This window comes from Streptomyces albicerus, from assembly GCF_008905045.1.
Lineage (GTDB): Bacteria > Actinomycetota > Actinomycetes > Streptomycetales > Streptomycetaceae > Streptomyces > Streptomyces albicerus.
This window is the reverse complement of sequence record NZ_VWMY01000026.1, coordinates 1-14,797: the sequence shown is the minus strand read 5'-3', so window position 1 is coordinate 14,797 and position 14,797 is coordinate 1. Positions and strand designations below refer to the sequence as shown.

The following is a 14,797-nucleotide window of genomic DNA, read 5'->3' as shown; positions in this document are numbered from 1 at the left end:
GTGATGGGGGTAACTCGGGGGACAACTCAGTGGGGCATGGAGTGCCGGAACTCGTACTGGAATTGAATGGACGGACCTGGACGCTCGATGCGTCCAGGCCATACACCCTCGGACGTGATCCGCAGGGGGACATCGTGCTCGACGACGCCAGGGTGTCCTGGCGTCACGCCACGATCAGCTGGGGCGGCCGCAGTTGGGTCATCGAGGACCACGGCAGCACCAACGGCACATTCGTGCAGGGGCAGCGGATCCATCAGATGGAGATCGGCCCCGGCTCTGCCGTGCACCTCGGCAACGCGACCGACGGACCGCGCCTGAATCTCGCGGGCGCCGGGGCCGCCGCCGCACCGCAGGCGCAGCCTCAGCAGCAGCCGTACGCCGCTCAGGGCGCACCGGCGGCCAGCTGGGGCCAGCAGGCGCCGCCGCAGCAGCAGGTGCCGGAGCAGGGCTGGCAGCAGCCGCAGCAGGCCGCGCACATTCCGCAGCAGCAAGGAGCCGGTGGCGGCGCGGGGGCGCCGCCGGTCTACGGAGACCGCAGTCCGACCACGTTCCACCAGCTGGCCCTCGGCCGGGTGATGCGCATCGGCCGTGCGCTGGAGAACGAGCTGGTCGTCTCCGACCTGCAGGTCTCGCGCCACCACGCCGAGTTCCACGCGACGCCGGACGGCCGTTACGAGATCCGCGACCTGGGCTCGCACAACGGCACGTACGTCAACGGTATGCCGATCGCCAAGGGCGGCTCCGCGCTGCTCGGCCCGAACGACATCGTCGGCGTCGGTCACTCGACGTTCCGCCTGGTCGGCGACCGCCTCGAGGAGTTCGTCGACACCGGTGAGATCTCCTTCTCCGCGCGCCACCTGACCGTCACGGTCGACGGCGGCAAGCAGATCCTCAAGGACGTCTCCTTCGGCGTCCCGGAGAAGTCACTCATCGCGGTCATCGGCCCCTCGGGCTCCGGCAAGTCGACGCTCCTGAAGGCGCTCACGGGCTACCGCCCGGCGAACGAGGGCGACGTCCTCTACGACAACCGGAACCTCTACAAGCAGTTCGCCGAGCTGCGTCAGCGCATCGGTCTGGTCCCGCAGGACGACATCCTGCACAAGGAGCTGACCGTCAAGAAGGCCCTCAAGTACGCGGCCAAGCTGCGCTTCCCCGCGGACACCACGGAGGCCGAGCGCTCGGCCCGGATAGACGAGGTGCTGCGCGAGCTCAAGCTCGACATCCACAAGGAGAAGAAGGTCACCTCCCTCTCCGGTGGCCAGCGCAAGCGCGTCTCCGTGGCCCTGGAGCTGCTCACCAAGCCGTCGCTGATCTTCCTGGACGAGCCGACCTCCGGCCTCGACCCGGGCATGGACCGCGACGTCATGCAGCTGCTGCGCGGCCTCGCCGACGACGGCCGTACGGTCCTCGTCGTCACCCACTCGGTCGCCGAGCTGGCCATCTGCGACAAACTTCTGGTCATGGCGCCCGGCGGTTCGGTGGCCTACTTCGGCCCTCCCGAGGAGGCGCTGAACTTCTTCGGCTACGACTCCTGGGCCGACGTCTTCTCCTCCTTCGAGAACTACCGCGACTACGACTGGGCGGGCCGCTGGAAGGGCTCGCAGCACTACCAGATGTACGCCGCGGACATCGACGCGGTCGCCCCGCAGTCCGTAGACATGCCGTCGGCCCAGGCGATGCGGCCGCCGAAGCCGCAGGGCTGGATGTCCCAGTTCGGCACGCTGGTGCGCCGCTATGTCTCCGTCATCGCGTCCGACAAGGGCTTCCTGGCCCTGTCGATCATCCTGCCGCTCGTCCTCGGCTCGGTGAGCCTGCTCATCGACCAGGGCAGGGACCTCCTGGTCAACACGGAGATCAACCCGAACACCGGCAAGCCCGTCGCGAACAGCACGGCCCTCACCGTCCTGCTGATCCTCGCGGTCGGCGCCTGCTTCGCCGGCGCCGCCAACTCCGTCCGTGAGCTGATCAAGGAACGGGTCATCTACGAGCGGGAGCGCGCGACCGGTCTGTCCCGGTCCGCGTACCTGATGTCCAAGGTGTTCGTGCTTGGCCTGATCACCATGCTGCAGGGCCTGATGGTCGGCGTCATCGGCTTCTCCACCCGCACCATCCCTGACGAGGGGCTGATCCTCGGCAGCCAGATCCTGCTGGAACTGTGCATTCCGATCATGGCGCTGGGCTTCACCGCGATGATGTTCGGCCTGATCATCTCGGCCCTGGTGAAGACCGCCGAAAAGACCATGCCGCTGCTGGTCATGTTCGCGATCATCCAGGTCGTCTTCACCGGCTGCCTGTTCCCCCTGGCGAACTCGGTCGGCGTCAACGAGCTCTCGTACCTGATGCCGTCGCGCTGGGCGGTCGCCGCCGCGGGCGCCACGCTCGACTTCAACAACATCAGCCCGCCCGGCAAGGGCGAGAGCAACGACCCGCTGTGGGAGCACACCGTCGGCGCCTGGGGCATGGACATGGCCGCCCTGATCGTCCTCGGCGTGATCTGCGGCATCCTCGTGGCCCGCTTCCTGCGCCGCCACGAGCCCGAGGTCATGCGCAAGTAGTCAGGCGGTTCCCGGACACGCGAAGGGCGGCTCCCCCCGGTGGGGTGCCGCCCTTTCGGCGTATGTGCCAGAGGTCCGCGCAAACCTCAGTACGCGCTGTTGACGTTGTCGATCGAGCCGTACCGGTCGGCGGCGTAGTTGGCGGCGGCGGTGATGTTGGCGATCGGGTCGTACTGGCTCCAGGCCGTGCCCGCGACGTGGTACGCGTCGAAGGTCGGCTTGATGACCTGCAGCAGACCGATGGACGGGACGCCGTTGATGGCGTTGATGTCCCAGTTGTTGATGGCGTTCGGGTTGCCCGAGGACTCCCGGATGATGTTGCGGTGCAGGCCGCTGTACGTGCCGGGGATGCCGTGCTTCTTCATGATGTCCAGCGACTGGCGGATCCAGCCGTCGAGGTTGTTGGCGTAGGTCTTCGCGGCGACCGGCTTGACCGCGGCGCGCTTGGCGGACCGGCTCGCGGCCGCCTTCGCCTTGCGGGCGTCCTCGGCCTTCTTCTTCGCCGCGGCTTCGGCGGCGGCCTTCTTCTTCGCGGCGGCCTCGGCGGCCTGCTTCGCGGCGGCCTGGTCGGCTGCCTTCTTCTTCGCGGCCGCGGCCTGGGCGTCGGCCAGCTGGTCGCTGAGGCCGACCGTCGCGACCTTGAGCTGCTGCGAGGAGAAGCCGGCCGGAGCGGCGGCGGAGACCGAGTCGGCGCTCGCCTCGGGGCTGCCCGGGACGAGGGAGAACGCGAGGGCCGCGGCGCCGAGCGTGGCGACACCGGCGAGCGAGAGCTTGTGGGTCTTGGTCAGCGCGGGGCTATGACCAGGAGTGTTGTGCTGCTTGGGCATGGCTGATGGACCTCTTCGAATAGCGCGGAGGTCGCTCTCGGTCCGGTGGGGGAACAACGGTGTTTCCGGAACAAACGCCGCGGGCAAGAACCCACGGCGCCGAGCGACGGTGGCCATTCTTAGCGGCCGCAATTTTCTGTGGCAAAGGTGTGACGTACGACCCGGCTTAGTGGAGCGGGGAAGGGCAAAACGGGGCAGACTGACACGTCTGCCCCGCTCACCAGGAGTCCCTTTATCTCCTAGGTCCTCTAGTACGTGATTTGTGTCCTATGTGCGGGCTCACATCGAACGTGTTGCGGTCTCACCAGCAGTTGCGAGAGCAATGCTCTGTGTGAGGGTCCTCCTCCGGCAGGATGAGGTGCACATCGCCGAACTCGTGCCACAGGTAGCGCCGGCGCAGCGCCTCGTCGTATCCGCGGCCGATCGCCGCCTGTCCCGTGATCGCCTCCAGCATCAGCAGATGCGAGGCCTCCGGCTCGTGCAGCCCGGTGAGCAGCCCGTCGACCACCCGCACCCCGCGCTCCGGGGTCACCACGAGATCGGTCCAGCCCTGCGCGGCACGCACCACTCCGTCGGGGCCGGTCGCCGACTCCACCGCGCGTACGGCGGTCGTACCGACCGCGATGACCCGGCCGTCTCCGGCCCTGGCCGCGTTGATCAGCCGCGCCGACGCCTCCGGCACCGCGAAGCGCTCCGGGTACGGCGGCTCGTGCGCCTCGGCCGAGGCGACCCCGGTGTGCAGCGTGACGGGCGCGAACTGCACGCCCCGGCTCACCAGCTCCGCCACCAGCCGCGGGGTGAAGGGCCGCGCCGCGCTCGGCATCTCCGCGCTGCCCGATCCGTCGGCCGACGGCAACGCGAACACCGTCTGGTACACGGACAGCGGCTGGTCCCTCTCCGTATAGGAGTAGCGAATGGGCCTCCCGTACCGCCGCAGCAGCCCCAGAACGTCCGGTTCCGACACCCGCGCCCGCCACAGACGGGCACTGCGCGCCGTGAGGGGCTCCTCCAGGACGAGTCGTACGTCCTCCGGGAGGCGCACCTCAGTTCCTGCGGGCCCGCCCGTACGCGCGCGCGTGGTGCCCGCTCCGTCGGGGTCCCGCAGCTCGACGGCCCACCGTCCGTCGTCGCCCTGCGTGGAGAAGTGCACCACCACGCGCGCGTGCCCCAGCCTCCCGTCCACCGCGGCCGCCAGCGTCGGCGACGTGTTCACGATGAGCAGGTCGCCTGCCCTCAGCAGGCCCGGCAGATCCACGAACGCGTGATGAGACACCTCCGTACCGCGCGAGACGAGCAGCCGCACCGCGTCGCGGTCGAGCCCCGGCCCGCGCTGCTCGGCCGGCACCCGCGCCGACAGTTCCTCCGGCACCCGAAGGGCCGTCGTCATCGCTGCTCCAGCAACGACGGCGCTCCGTAGCGCCCACTCGCCGGACGCCGGTCGACCAGCCGCAGGAAGGCCGGCACGACACTGGCAGGGTCCGGCCGCGGATCGTCGTCGTCCGGTACGGCCGCCGCGTACAGGTCCGTGCCCATGTCACCCGGGTCGACCGCCCAGACCCGCAGCCCGGGCTCCTCCTCGCCGAGCACCGCCGACAGATGGTCGAGCGCCGCCTTCGAGGCCCCGTAGCCGCCCCAGGTCTCGTACGCCTCGGCGGCCGCGTCCGAGCTGATGTCGATCACCGCGCCGGCCGGCGACTCCCGCAGCAGCGGCAGCGCCTCCTGGATCAGACCGAGCGCCGCGACCACGTTGACCTCCAGAGCCCGCCGCAGCCCGTCCAGGGGCAGCGCGTCGAGACGTACGAGCGGTTCGGCGCCCAGCGCGCTCGCGTTGTTCACCAGAAGATCGACGCCACCGAGATCCCGCGCCGCCGCCACCAGCCCGGCACGGTGCGCCTCGTCCGTGACATCACCGGGCAGCGCCTCCACCCGCGTCCCGTACTTGCCGAGGGCCGCGGCCGTCTCCTGGAGAACCCCCTCCGTTCTGGCGTCGAGCACCAGATCCCAGCCGCGCTCCGCCAGGGCCTCGGCGAGTGCCCGCCCCAGCCCCTTCGAAGCCCCCGTGATGATCGCTACCGGCATGACATCCGTCCCCTCGTCCCATGACCGCCGTTCCCGGCGGGTGCCTTCAACGTAGGAACCGAGCCGCCCCCGCCGCCTCGTGCGCGGGCCGCAAAGCCTCGGGGCCCTTTGCCCTAGGCCCAGCGGCCTAGGCAGCGGCCGCCACAGGTCGGATACGCGCTGTCACACCCCGCCGGTACCGTGAAGTCATGAGTCAAGGACCCCGGTCGGGCCTGTACGCGGTGAGTTCCGCGCTGCTGGCCATGAGCAGACATCTCGAGGTGCGAGACGTCCTCAAGACGATCGTCGCCTCGGCCCGCGAGCTGCTCGACGCCCAGTACGCGGCGCTGGGAGTCCCCGACGACCACGGCGGCTTCGCCCAGTTCGTCGTCGACGGCGTCAGCGACGCCCAGTGGAAGGCCATCGGCCCGCTGCCGCGCCAGCACGGCATCCTCGCCGCGATGCTGCACGACGCCCGCCCCGAGCGCCTCGCCGACGTGCGCGAGGACCCCCGCTTCGAGGGCTGGCCGAGCGCCCACCCCGACATGTCCGACTTCCTGGGCCTGCCCATCCGCGACGGCGACGAGGTCATCGGCGCCCTCTTCCTCGCCAACAAGAACTGTCCGAAGCCGGACGGCGGTTGCGGCTTCACCGAGGACGACGAGGAACTCCTGACGATCCTCGCCCAGCACGCCGCGATCGCCCTCACGAACGCCCGCCTGTACGAGCGCAGCCGCGAGCTCACGATCGCCGAGGAGCGCTCCCGCCTCGCCCACGAACTGCACGACGCCGTCAGCCAGAAGCTGTTCTCCCTGCGCCTCACCGCCCAGGCCGCCGCCACCCTGGTGGACCGCGACCCGGGCCGCGCCAAGGGCGAACTCCAGCAGGTGGCCGCACTCGCCGCCGAGGCCGCCGACGAACTGCGCGCCGCCGTCGTCGAGTTGCGCCCCGCCGCCCTCGACGAGGACGGCCTGGTCGCCACGTTGCGCACCCAGATCCAGGTCCTCGACCGCGCCCACTCCGCGCGCGTGACCTTCGACAGCTGCGGTGTCCGCGCACTGCCCGCCGCCCAGGAGGAGGCCATGCTGCGCGTCGCCCAGGAGGCACTGCACAACGCGCTGCGACATGCGGACGCCGACCGCGTCGACGTCACCCTGGAGAGGCGAGGCCAGGGCGCGGTCCTGCGCGTCACCGACGACGGCAGCGGCTTCGAACCCAAGGCGACCCGCCGCGCGGGGCGCCACCTCGGCCTGGTGTCCATGCGCGACCGGACCAATGGCGTCGGAGGCACGCTCACCGTGGAATCGGCGCCCGGCAAGGGCACCACGATCGAGATGGAGGTCCCTGGTGGCTGACGCAATCAAGGTGCTGCTCGTCGACGACCACCAAGTGGTCCGCCGGGGCCTGCGCACCTTCCTCGAAATACAGGACGACATCGAAGTCGTGGGGGAGGCGTCCGACGGCGCCGAAGGAGTCGCCCGCGCCGAGGAGCTGAAGCCCGACGTCGTCCTCATGGACGTCAAGATGCCGGGCATGGACGGCGTCGAAGCACTGCGCAAGCTACGCGAACTCGACAACCCCGCGCGCGTGCTCATCGTCACCAGCTTCACCGAGCAGCGCACGGTGATCCCGGCCCTGCGCGCAGGCGCCGCCGGGTACGTCTACAAGGACGTGGACCCCGACGCCCTCGCCGGCGCCATCCGCTCGGTCCACGCCGGACACATCCTGCTCCAGCCCGAGGTGGCGGGCGCGCTGCTGTCCCAGGAGGAGACCAACTACGGGCAGGGGAGAGGCGGTTCACTCACCGAGCGGGAGCGCGAGGTGCTCGGCCTGATCGCCGACGGCCGCTCCAACCGCGAGATAGCCCGCGCCCTCGTGCTTTCCGAGAAGACCGTCAAGACGCATGTCTCGAACATCCTGATGAAGCTCGACCTCTCCGACCGTACCCAGGCCGCGCTGTGGGCCGTACGCCATGGTGTGACCGGCTGATGACCTGCTGATCCGAGGGTCGGCGGCCTTCCGGACAGCACTACGGACGGCAATACGGAGGGTTCCGTTCCGGGCTGAGATTCATACCGTCGTGGGAATGTCCCCCGGATGGCGCATCCTTCCGGGATCTCCGCCGTTCTCCAGTGCGTGCTGCGGCGCTTTGCCGCAGTGGTTCACAAGGAGAGGGCTTAGAAGTGAAGAACCTGAAGAAGGCCGCAGCCGTCACGATGGTGGCCGGTGGCCTGGTTGCCGCCGGTGCCGGTTTCGCCTCCGCCACCGATGGTGCGCACGCGGGCGGCAAGGCCGTGGGCTCGCCGGGCGTCGCCTCGGGCAACCTCGTCCAGGTCCCGGTCGCCATCCCGGTGAACGCGGTCGGCAACACGGTGAACGTTGTCGGCATCCTGAACCCGGCGTTCGGCAACGACGGCTTCAACGGCTGACGTACGCCCCGGGTCAGCAGTGACCACCGGCCTTCCAGGCACGCCTGGGGGGCCGGTCCGGGTTTCGGCCCATCGGATCTTTGGCCGACCGGTGCAGGCTCCCCGCGCCCGTTGAAGGCATGCCTTCAACTCAGCCCCTTAGGGGCGCGGAACTGTGACATTTTGCGGCTCCGCCGCGTGGGCGCGACCAGCCCCCACTCACCCGCACTCGCCCGACAACACTCCCCGCCGAGCCCCTGGGCGCACGGCCTAGCGAACCCCCCGCTCCCGCTCCTCCACAAACGCGTTGTACGCCGCCACCTGTGCCCGCCTGGCCGTACGTTCCACAGGGCGCAGGGCCTCGGAGCGTGCGGCCATCTCCGACGCGCTCACGGCCCCGCCGTGGCCGTTCTCGTACGCGACCGAGATGAGCAGCCCGACGCGCTGGGCCAGCTCCAACACCCGTACCGCACGCGGCGGATATCCGGGGGCGAGCACCTCACGGCCCCGCTCGGCCCGCGCCCGGTACGCGTCGATCGCCGCCTCGGCGACCGGACCCGACCCGGCGACATCGAGCTGCGACAGCACGTCGGTGGCGTCACGCAGCGCCTCCGCGAGCTCCCGCTCGGCCTCGCCGAGGGACGGCACGTCGGCGGGCGGCGCCTCGCGCACGGGCAGACAGTGCCAGAGGACCTCCACGTGCACGTCGCCCTCGGGCCCGGCCTCGTACACCTCGGGCACGAGCCCCAGCGCGGCCCCGTGGCAGACCACCGCCTGCTCGGCGTCGAGGGCGCGGGCGTTGAACTCCGGCGGCCCGCTCAGCCCCAGCGGATGCCCGGGCGCGGGCAGCGCGACCCGCAGGCCGGTCACCCCGAGCGCGCGCAGCCGCCCCAGGGCGAGCGTGAGTCCGACAGGCCCCGTCTCACCGGGCAGCCCCTCGACCCGGTGCACGGCGTCCTCACCGACGATGGCGACGACCGCGTCGTCCGGCGACGCAAAACCGGCCAACAGGGCATTTCCCCATGCGGCCAGCCGTCCTGAGCGTGGTTCCGAAAGCATGCCCCCCACCCTAAGGACCGGCCGATGGATTGGACCGGTCGACCGGTGGCGTAGGTTTTCCCTGGGGGCTGCGTCCACAGACGTAAGCGACGGCCGAGACTGCAATGGGAGACAGCGCGCTCATGAGCGATGTTCTGGAGCTTGAGGACGTATCCGTGGTCCGAGAGGGCCGGGCTCTGGTGGACCAGGTCTCCTGGTCGGTCAAGGAAGGCGAGCGCTGGGTCATCCTCGGTCCCAACGGCGCCGGAAAAACGACCCTTCTGAACCTCGCCTCCAGCTACCTCTTCCCCAGCCACGGCACCGCCACCATCCTCGGCGAGACCCTCGGCAAGGTCGACGTCTTCGAGCTGCGCCCCCGCATCGGCATGGCCGGCATCGCCATGGCCGACAAGCTCCCCAAGCGCCAGACCGTCCTGCAGACGGTGCTGACCGCTGCGTACGGCATGACGGCCGGCTGGCACGAGGACTACGAGGACGTCGACGAGCAGCGCGCCCGCGCCTTCCTCGACCGCCTCGGCATGACCGAATACGTGGACCGCAAGTTCGGCACGCTCTCCGAGGGCGAGCGCAAGCGCACCCTCATCGCCCGCGCGCTGATGACCGACCCCGAGCTGCTGCTCCTCGACGAGCCCGCCGCCGGCCTCGACCTCGGCGGCCGCGAGGACCTCGTACGCCGTCTCGGCCGCCTCGCCCGCGACCCGATCGCCCCCTCCATGCTCATGGTCACGCACCACGTCGAGGAGATCGCCCCCGGCTTCACCCACGTCCTGATGATCCGTCAGGGCAAGGTGCTCGCCGCCGGCCCCCTGGAGCTCGAACTCACCTCGCGCAACCTGTCGTTGTGCTTCGGCCTCCCGCTCGTCGTCGAACAGAACGGCGACCGCTGGACCGCCCAGGGCCTGCCGCTGTCCTGACAACCGGGAACACCCGCCCCAACTTGATCGGCGCCCTGTCCGCGACAGGACCCGCGGACCTACCATGACCACGTGGACGACATCGACGCATGGGTGTGGTGGCTGATCGGCGCGGCGGGGCTCGGAATCCCGCTCGTCGTTACCGCGATGCCGGAGTTCGGAATGCTCGCCGTCGGCGCCGTCGCGGGCGCCGTGACCGCGGGCCTCGGAGGCGGTGTCGTCCTCCAGGTCGTGGTCTTCGCCGCGGTCTCGGTCGCGCTCCTCGCGGTCGTACGCCCCGTCGCGGCCCGGCATCGCGCCCAGCGGCCCCAACTCGCCACGGGCATAGACGCGTTGAAGGGCAAACAGGCCGTCGTGCTGGAGAGAGTTGACGGCTCCGGCGGCCGGATCAAGCTCGCCGGAGAGGTCTGGTCCGCGCGTTCCCTCGACACCGGACGCGCCTTCGAAGTGGGCCAGGAAGTGGACGTCGTGGAGATCGAAGGGGCCACGGCGATCGTCATGTGACTCCCCGAGGCGTTCACTGAACGGAACGCCCCACGTGGCGAGTTGTGGTCTGACACACTCGTCCAGCAAGATCTTCGACAATCACAAGATCTTCCGGAAGTACCGAGCGGACCCGGAAGCACCGAGGCGGAGAAGGGTACGGGGAGCCACGATGGAACCGATCATCATCGTCCTGATCATTCTGGTGGTGTTGGTCTTCATCGCGCTGATCAAGACCATCCAAGTCATCCCACAGGCCAGCGCGGCCATCGTCGAGCGCTTCGGCCGCTACACGCGGACGCTCAACGCCGGCCTCAACATCGTCGTCCCGTTCATCGACTCGATCCGCAACCGCATCGACCTCCGTGAACAGGTCGTGCCCTTCCCGCCCCAGCCGGTGATCACCCAGGACAACCTGGTCGTGAACATCGACACGGTCATCTACTACCAGGTGACCGACGCCCGCGCGGCCACGTACGAGGTCGCCAGCTACATCCAGGCGATCGAGCAGCTCACCGTCACCACGCTCCGTAACATCATCGGCGGCATGGACCTGGAGCGGACCCTCACCTCCCGCGAGGAGATCAACGCGGCCCTGCGCGGCGTCCTCGACGAGGCCACCGGCAAGTGGGGCATCCGCGTCAACCGCGTCGAGCTCAAGGCCATCGAGCCGCCCACCTCCATCCAGGACTCGATGGAGAAGCAGATGCGCGCCGACCGTGACAAGCGCGCCGCGATCCTCACCGCCGAGGGCATCCGCCAGTCGCAGATCCTCACCGCCGAGGGTGAGAAGCAGTCCGCGATCCTGCGGGCCGAAGGTGAGGCCCGGGCCGCCGCACTGCGCGCCGAGGGCGAGGCCCAGGCGATCCGTACGGTCTTCGAGTCCATCCACGCCGGTGACGCGGACCAGAAGCTCCTCGCCTACCAGTACCTCCAGATGCTCCCGAAGATCGCCGAGGGCGACGCCAACAAGCTCTGGATCGTCCCCAGCGAAATCGGCGACGCCCTCAAGGGCCTGAGCGGCGCCATGGGCAACTTCGGCCCGATGGGCGGAATGGGCGGCGGCCCGGGCAACGGAGGCGGCACAGAACGCCGAGAGAAGCCATCGGTCACGGACTGAGCAACGCGAAAGCAGGGGGCCCGCCTCTCATGAGGCGGGCCCCCTGCTTCTTGCGCACGGCGGGGCTCCTGCGTGGTGGCGTGGGCTTGGGGCGCGGGGAACGGCGCAATCTTTTAGGGGCGCGAGGAACTGCGCGACCAGCCATGACTCACCCGCAGCCGACGAAACACCCGACAGCACTCCGGCTCTCCCAGCGGAGCGCTCACGCAGGCTGAGCAAGCCACTCCGGCAACGCCTCGAAGTCGTCCTGCCCCAGCGCCAGCAACATCGCATCGGCCGGCGTCGGCTCGAACGGCTGCCGCAGCAACGGCATCCCCGCCTGCTCGGGCGTACGCGCAGCCTTGCGATGGTTGTCCGCCGCACACGAGGCCACCGTGTTCAGCCAGGAGTCCTGACCACCCTGCGCCCGAGGCACCACATGGTCCACGGTCGTCGCCCGACGACCGCAGTACGCGCACCTGTGCCGGTCACGCACCAGAACACCCCGCCTCGACCACGGCGCTTGTCTTCGGAACGGCACCCGTACATAGCGGCACAGCCTGATCACCCGGGGCGCCGGTATATCGAGCGCGGCTCCGCGCATACGCAGTTCGGGGTGGGCCTGCTCGACGACAGCCTTGTCCTGCAGCACCAGAACGACGGCCCGGTTCAACGTCACCGTCGACAGCGGCTCAAAGCTCGCATTCAGTACCAGCGTGTCCCGCATCAAGCCCACCTCCCATGTGCACCGGCCCACCCCCTGGCGGGCTTGGATCAACTCTGGCCGGGCACGCCGAGATGGACAACGCAATAAAAACTGCCCGCCCCTGATCAATTCCAAGACCAGAGGCGGGCAAACGTTCAGTGAACGCTCAGCTGTCCGCAGGAGCCGCGTACTCACCGATGATGTGGGCCCTCGCCAACGTATGGAACCGGAGGTTGAAGCCCACGACGGCCGGCGATGCGTCCGCGTCCGGACCGAGCTTCTCCTGGTCCACCGCGTACACCGTGAACACGTACCGGTGCGCCGGATCCCCGGCCGGCGGCGCGGCGCCGCCGAACTCCTTCGACCCATAGTCGTTGCGCACCTGGACCGCGCCCTCCGGCAGGCCCTCGAACTTCCCCGTGCCCGCGCCCGTCGGCAGCTCCGTCACCGAGGCCGGGATGTCGAACGCGACCCAGTGCCAGAATCCACTCCCCGTAGGGGCGTCCGGATCGAAGCACGTCACGGCGAAACTCTTGGTCCCCGGCGGGAAGCCCTCCCACCGCAGCTGCGGCGAGGTGTTCCCGGCCGCGTAGACCTGAGCGTCGTTCAGCGTCGCGCCCGGCTCGACGTCCTCACTCGTGACCGTGAACGACGGCACGGCGGGATGGAAGTCATGGGGAAGCGGCGGCCTCATGGGCTCGGTCACCTCGGCACCTCCTGATCGGTTCCTGATCCGTGGAAACTCTCGCCTCCGAGCCTAGAACCAGTTGCGACGGCTACCGACCTCGGACAGCCACTGGTTGAGATACGCCGCCCAGTCGGTCCCCTGGTAGTCGTTGAGACCCATCTTGAAGGAGCGGAACGAGTCACTGCCCTCGCTGAACAGACCCGGCTTCTTGTCCATCTCCAGGACGACGTCCATCTCGCGGTCGTCCGCGACGAAGCTCAGCTCGATCTGGTTGAGACCGCGGTACTGCTGCGGCGGGAAGAACTCGATCTCCTGGTAGAAGGGCAGTTTCTGCCGCGTACCCCGGATGTGACCGCGCTCCATGTCCGCACTCTTGAAGCGGAAGCCCAGCTGGATGAACGCGTCCAGGAGAGCCTGCTGCGCCGGCAGCGGATGCACGCTGATCGGGTCCAGGTCACCGGAGTCCACGGCACGCGCGATCTCGAGCTCGGTGGTCACCCCGATGTTCATCCCGCGCAGCGGCTGACCGTCGATGGTCGTGATCGGGGTCTCCCACGGGATCTCCAGCCCGAACGGCACCGCGTGTACCGCGTTCGCCTGCAGCTCGAAGGCGCCGCCGAGGCGCAGCTTCGCGAACTCGATGTCCTGCTTGTGCTCCTGGTCGTCGTGCCCCTCGACCTCCACCCGCGCCTGCAGCCCGACGGACAGTCCTTCGATCTCCTGGTTCACGGACCCACCCTGGATCCGCACCTCACCCTGGACGACGCCGCCCGGAACGACATTGACCTCGGTCAGTACCGTCTCGACCGAAGCCCCACCGGCCCCCAGGCTCGCAAGCAGCCGCTTGAACCCCATGTCTTTTCCTCCTCGGGCAACGCCCCGTTGTTGTTCTGTCCGGATCGGATCCTTGATCCATACAAACGCGATCCAGCCGTGTCCGGTTCCGCGCCCTCACCCTGGCAAGGCGCACGCTCCTTGACCACCCCGCACGCAGTCACACCTCTGCACTACGCTCGTACGCCATGATCGCGGCCCCTGACCGTACGCCCCTCACCCGGGAGTTCTTCGACCGACCCGTACTCGAGGTCGCCCCCGACCTCCTGGGGCGCGTCCTCGTGCGCACCACCCCGGACGGTCCGATCGAGCTCCGCCTCACGGAGGTCGAGGCGTACGACGGTCCGAACGATCCCGGCTCCCACGCCTATCGAGGCCGCACGGCCCGCAACGACGTGATGTTCGGTCCGCCCGGGTACGTGTACGTCTACTTCACCTACGGCATGTGGCACTGCATGAACCTGGTGTGCGGCCCGGAGGGCCAGGCGAGCGCGGTCCTGCTCCGCGCCGGCGAGATCACCGAGGGCACCGAACTGGCCCGCAAACGTCGACTTTCGGCCCGATACGAGAGGGAACTGGCCAAAGGCCCCGCTCGCCTGGCCACGGCCCTGGGGGTCGACCGAGCCCTCGACGGTACGGACGCGTGCGGTCCCGAGGGTTCCCCGTTGACCCTTCTTGAGGGCACCCCGGCGCCCTCCGACCAGGTACGCAACGGTCCGCGCACCGGCGTGGCCGGCGACGGAGGTGTCCACCCGTGGCGCTACTGGATCGACAACGACCCGACGGTGAGCCCATATCGGGCCCATACCCCCCGCCGCCGCCCAACTTGACTCGCCCCTGGGCGGTCCGTAGTGTAGTCCGAGCCGCTTGAACCGGGTACGGCGTTCAGCCAGCAGCCGGAAGCGGCCAACCCACTACCTACGACTTCCTCTCAGCGAGGGTGAATTCGGCGTGCCTGCATGTCTGAATTCAAACTTGCGGAACTCGATTATGAGTCGCCGAGGGAATCGGCTAACGTAGTGAATGTCGAAAGGCCGCGAGGCCAAAAGGCAAATCCCTCCGATGGGAATCACGGCCCGAAACGGTCTGATAGAGTCGGAAACGCAAGACCGAAGGGAAGCGCCCGGAGGAAAGCCGCGAGAGAGTCTCTCGGGTGAGTACGAAGG

Annotated in this window: 15 protein-coding genes; 8 read left to right on the top strand and 7 right to left on the bottom strand. The window is 69.2% G+C overall.

Features of this window, described 5'->3' with window-relative positions; translation table 11 throughout:
- Positions 1-41: 41 nt before the first annotated feature.
- Entirely contained in the window at positions 42-2,555 is a 2,514-nt protein-coding gene (locus GAS53_RS23845) for an ABC transporter ATP-binding protein/permease (protein ID WP_151479740.1), read from the top strand.
- Between the two features lie 86 nt (positions 2,556-2,641).
- Here GAS53_RS23845 and GAS53_RS23840 read toward each other — a convergent pair whose 3' ends face one another.
- The 3 genes from GAS53_RS23840 to GAS53_RS23830 all read right to left on the bottom strand — a co-directional run bounded on the left by GAS53_RS23840 (position 2,642) and on the right by GAS53_RS23830 (position 5,461).
- Entirely contained in the window at positions 2,642-3,382 is a 741-nt protein-coding gene (locus GAS53_RS23840; RefSeq protein WP_151479739.1) for a transglycosylase SLT domain-containing protein, read from the bottom strand.
- A gap of 301 nt (positions 3,383-3,683) precedes the next feature.
- On the bottom strand, positions 3,684-4,769 hold the full coding sequence (locus GAS53_RS23835) for an S-adenosylmethionine:tRNA ribosyltransferase-isomerase (RefSeq protein WP_151479738.1): 1,086 nt from the start codon (positions 4,767-4,769) through the stop codon (positions 3,684-3,686).
- Positions 4,766-5,461 carry an SDR family NAD(P)-dependent oxidoreductase gene (locus GAS53_RS23830; RefSeq protein WP_151479737.1) on the bottom strand — a complete coding sequence of 232 codons (696 nt, stop codon included), beginning with the start codon at positions 5,459-5,461 and terminating at the stop codon, positions 4,766-4,768. The genes GAS53_RS23835 and GAS53_RS23830 overlap by 4 nt, the downstream gene beginning before the upstream one ends.
- 188 nt (positions 5,462-5,649) lie before the next feature.
- Between GAS53_RS23830 and GAS53_RS23825 the strand changes: the two genes are divergently transcribed.
- The 3 genes from GAS53_RS23825 to chpE all read left to right on the top strand — a co-directional run bounded on the left by GAS53_RS23825 (position 5,650) and on the right by chpE (position 7,869).
- On the top strand, positions 5,650-6,795 hold the full coding sequence (locus GAS53_RS23825; protein ID WP_151479736.1) for a GAF domain-containing sensor histidine kinase: 1,146 nt from the start codon (positions 5,650-5,652) through the stop codon (positions 6,793-6,795).
- A complete protein-coding gene (locus tag GAS53_RS23820) occupies positions 6,788-7,429 on the top strand; it encodes a response regulator (RefSeq protein ID WP_151479735.1) in 642 nt (213 codons plus the stop codon). Before GAS53_RS23825 ends, GAS53_RS23820 begins: the two co-directional genes overlap by 8 nt.
- Before the next feature lie 194 nt (positions 7,430-7,623).
- The gene (chpE, locus tag GAS53_RS23815) at positions 7,624-7,869 is read left to right on the top strand and encodes a chaplin ChpE (protein ID WP_055615420.1); all 246 of its coding nucleotides are present in this window, start codon (positions 7,624-7,626) and stop codon (positions 7,867-7,869) included.
- A 249-nt stretch (positions 7,870-8,118) separates the two neighbouring features.
- Here the strand turns inward: chpE and GAS53_RS23810 are convergent, their stop codons facing one another.
- Positions 8,119-8,907 (bottom strand): hypothetical protein, encoded by a 789-nt coding sequence (locus GAS53_RS23810; RefSeq protein ID WP_151479734.1) that lies wholly within the window; start codon positions 8,905-8,907, stop codon positions 8,119-8,121.
- A gap of 122 nt (positions 8,908-9,029) precedes the next feature.
- Here GAS53_RS23810 and GAS53_RS23805 point away from each other — a divergent pair, with 122 nt between their 5' ends.
- The 3 genes from GAS53_RS23805 (at position 9,030) to GAS53_RS23795 (ending at position 11,424) form a co-directional block, all read left to right on the top strand.
- Positions 9,030-9,821, top strand: coding sequence for an ABC transporter ATP-binding protein (locus tag GAS53_RS23805; RefSeq protein ID WP_151479733.1), 792 nt, complete (start codon positions 9,030-9,032; stop codon positions 9,819-9,821).
- Positions 9,822-9,893: 72 nt separating this feature from the next.
- A complete protein-coding gene (locus GAS53_RS23800) occupies positions 9,894-10,325 on the top strand; it encodes an NfeD family protein (RefSeq protein ID WP_151479732.1) in 432 nt (143 codons plus the stop codon).
- 151 nt (positions 10,326-10,476) lie between these two features.
- A complete protein-coding gene (locus GAS53_RS23795; RefSeq protein ID WP_151479731.1) occupies positions 10,477-11,424 on the top strand; it encodes an SPFH domain-containing protein in 948 nt (315 codons plus the stop codon).
- Between the two features lie 202 nt (positions 11,425-11,626).
- Here GAS53_RS23795 and GAS53_RS23790 read toward each other — a convergent pair whose 3' ends face one another.
- The 3 genes from GAS53_RS23790 to GAS53_RS23780 all read right to left on the bottom strand — a co-directional run bounded on the left by GAS53_RS23790 (position 11,627) and on the right by GAS53_RS23780 (position 13,652).
- Complete coding sequence (locus GAS53_RS23790) at positions 11,627-12,130, bottom strand: HNH endonuclease (RefSeq protein WP_151479730.1); 504 nt, start codon at positions 12,128-12,130, stop codon at positions 11,627-11,629.
- Between the two features lie 145 nt (positions 12,131-12,275).
- Positions 12,276-12,815, bottom strand: coding sequence for a YbhB/YbcL family Raf kinase inhibitor-like protein (locus GAS53_RS23785; protein WP_151479729.1), 540 nt, complete (start codon positions 12,813-12,815; stop codon positions 12,276-12,278).
- Between the two features lie 51 nt (positions 12,816-12,866).
- Positions 12,867-13,652 carry a sporulation protein gene (locus GAS53_RS23780; RefSeq protein ID WP_151479728.1) on the bottom strand — a complete coding sequence of 262 codons (786 nt, stop codon included), beginning with the start codon at positions 13,650-13,652 and terminating at the stop codon, positions 12,867-12,869.
- A gap of 167 nt (positions 13,653-13,819) precedes the next feature.
- On the opposite strand from GAS53_RS23780, the gene GAS53_RS23775 reads away from it, so the two are divergent.
- Positions 13,820-14,461 (top strand): DNA-3-methyladenine glycosylase, encoded by a 642-nt coding sequence (locus GAS53_RS23775; protein ID WP_151479727.1) that lies wholly within the window; start codon positions 13,820-13,822, stop codon positions 14,459-14,461.
- The last annotated feature ends 336 nt before the right edge of the window (positions 14,462-14,797 follow it).

What these genes read in the sequence shown, in the direction of transcription:
- GAS53_RS23840 (WP_151479739.1), bottom strand. Translation starts at nt 3,382, where the DNA reads ATGCCCAAGCAGCACAACACTCCTGGTCATAGCCCCGCGCTGACCAAG.
- GAS53_RS23835 (WP_151479738.1), bottom strand. Translation starts at nt 4,769, where the DNA reads ATGACGACGGCCCTTCGGGTGCCGGAGGAACTGTCGGCGCGGGTGCCG.
- GAS53_RS23830 (WP_151479737.1), bottom strand. Translation starts at nt 5,461, where the DNA reads ATGCCGGTAGCGATCATCACGGGGGCTTCGAAGGGGCTGGGGCGGGCA.
- GAS53_RS23825 (WP_151479736.1), top strand. Translation starts at nt 5,650, where the DNA reads ATGAGTCAAGGACCCCGGTCGGGCCTGTACGCGGTGAGTTCCGCGCTG.
- GAS53_RS23810 (WP_151479734.1), bottom strand. Translation starts at nt 8,907, where the DNA reads ATGCTTTCGGAACCACGCTCAGGACGGCTGGCCGCATGGGGAAATGCC.
- GAS53_RS23805 (WP_151479733.1), top strand. Translation starts at nt 9,030, where the DNA reads ATGAGCGATGTTCTGGAGCTTGAGGACGTATCCGTGGTCCGAGAGGGC.
- GAS53_RS23795 (WP_151479731.1), top strand. Translation starts at nt 10,477, where the DNA reads ATGGAACCGATCATCATCGTCCTGATCATTCTGGTGGTGTTGGTCTTC.
- GAS53_RS23790 (WP_151479730.1), bottom strand. Translation starts at nt 12,130, where the DNA reads ATGCGGGACACGCTGGTACTGAATGCGAGCTTTGAGCCGCTGTCGACG.
- GAS53_RS23780 (WP_151479728.1), bottom strand. Translation starts at nt 13,652, where the DNA reads ATGGGGTTCAAGCGGCTGCTTGCGAGCCTGGGGGCCGGTGGGGCTTCG.
- GAS53_RS23775 (WP_151479727.1), top strand. Translation starts at nt 13,820, where the DNA reads ATGATCGCGGCCCCTGACCGTACGCCCCTCACCCGGGAGTTCTTCGAC.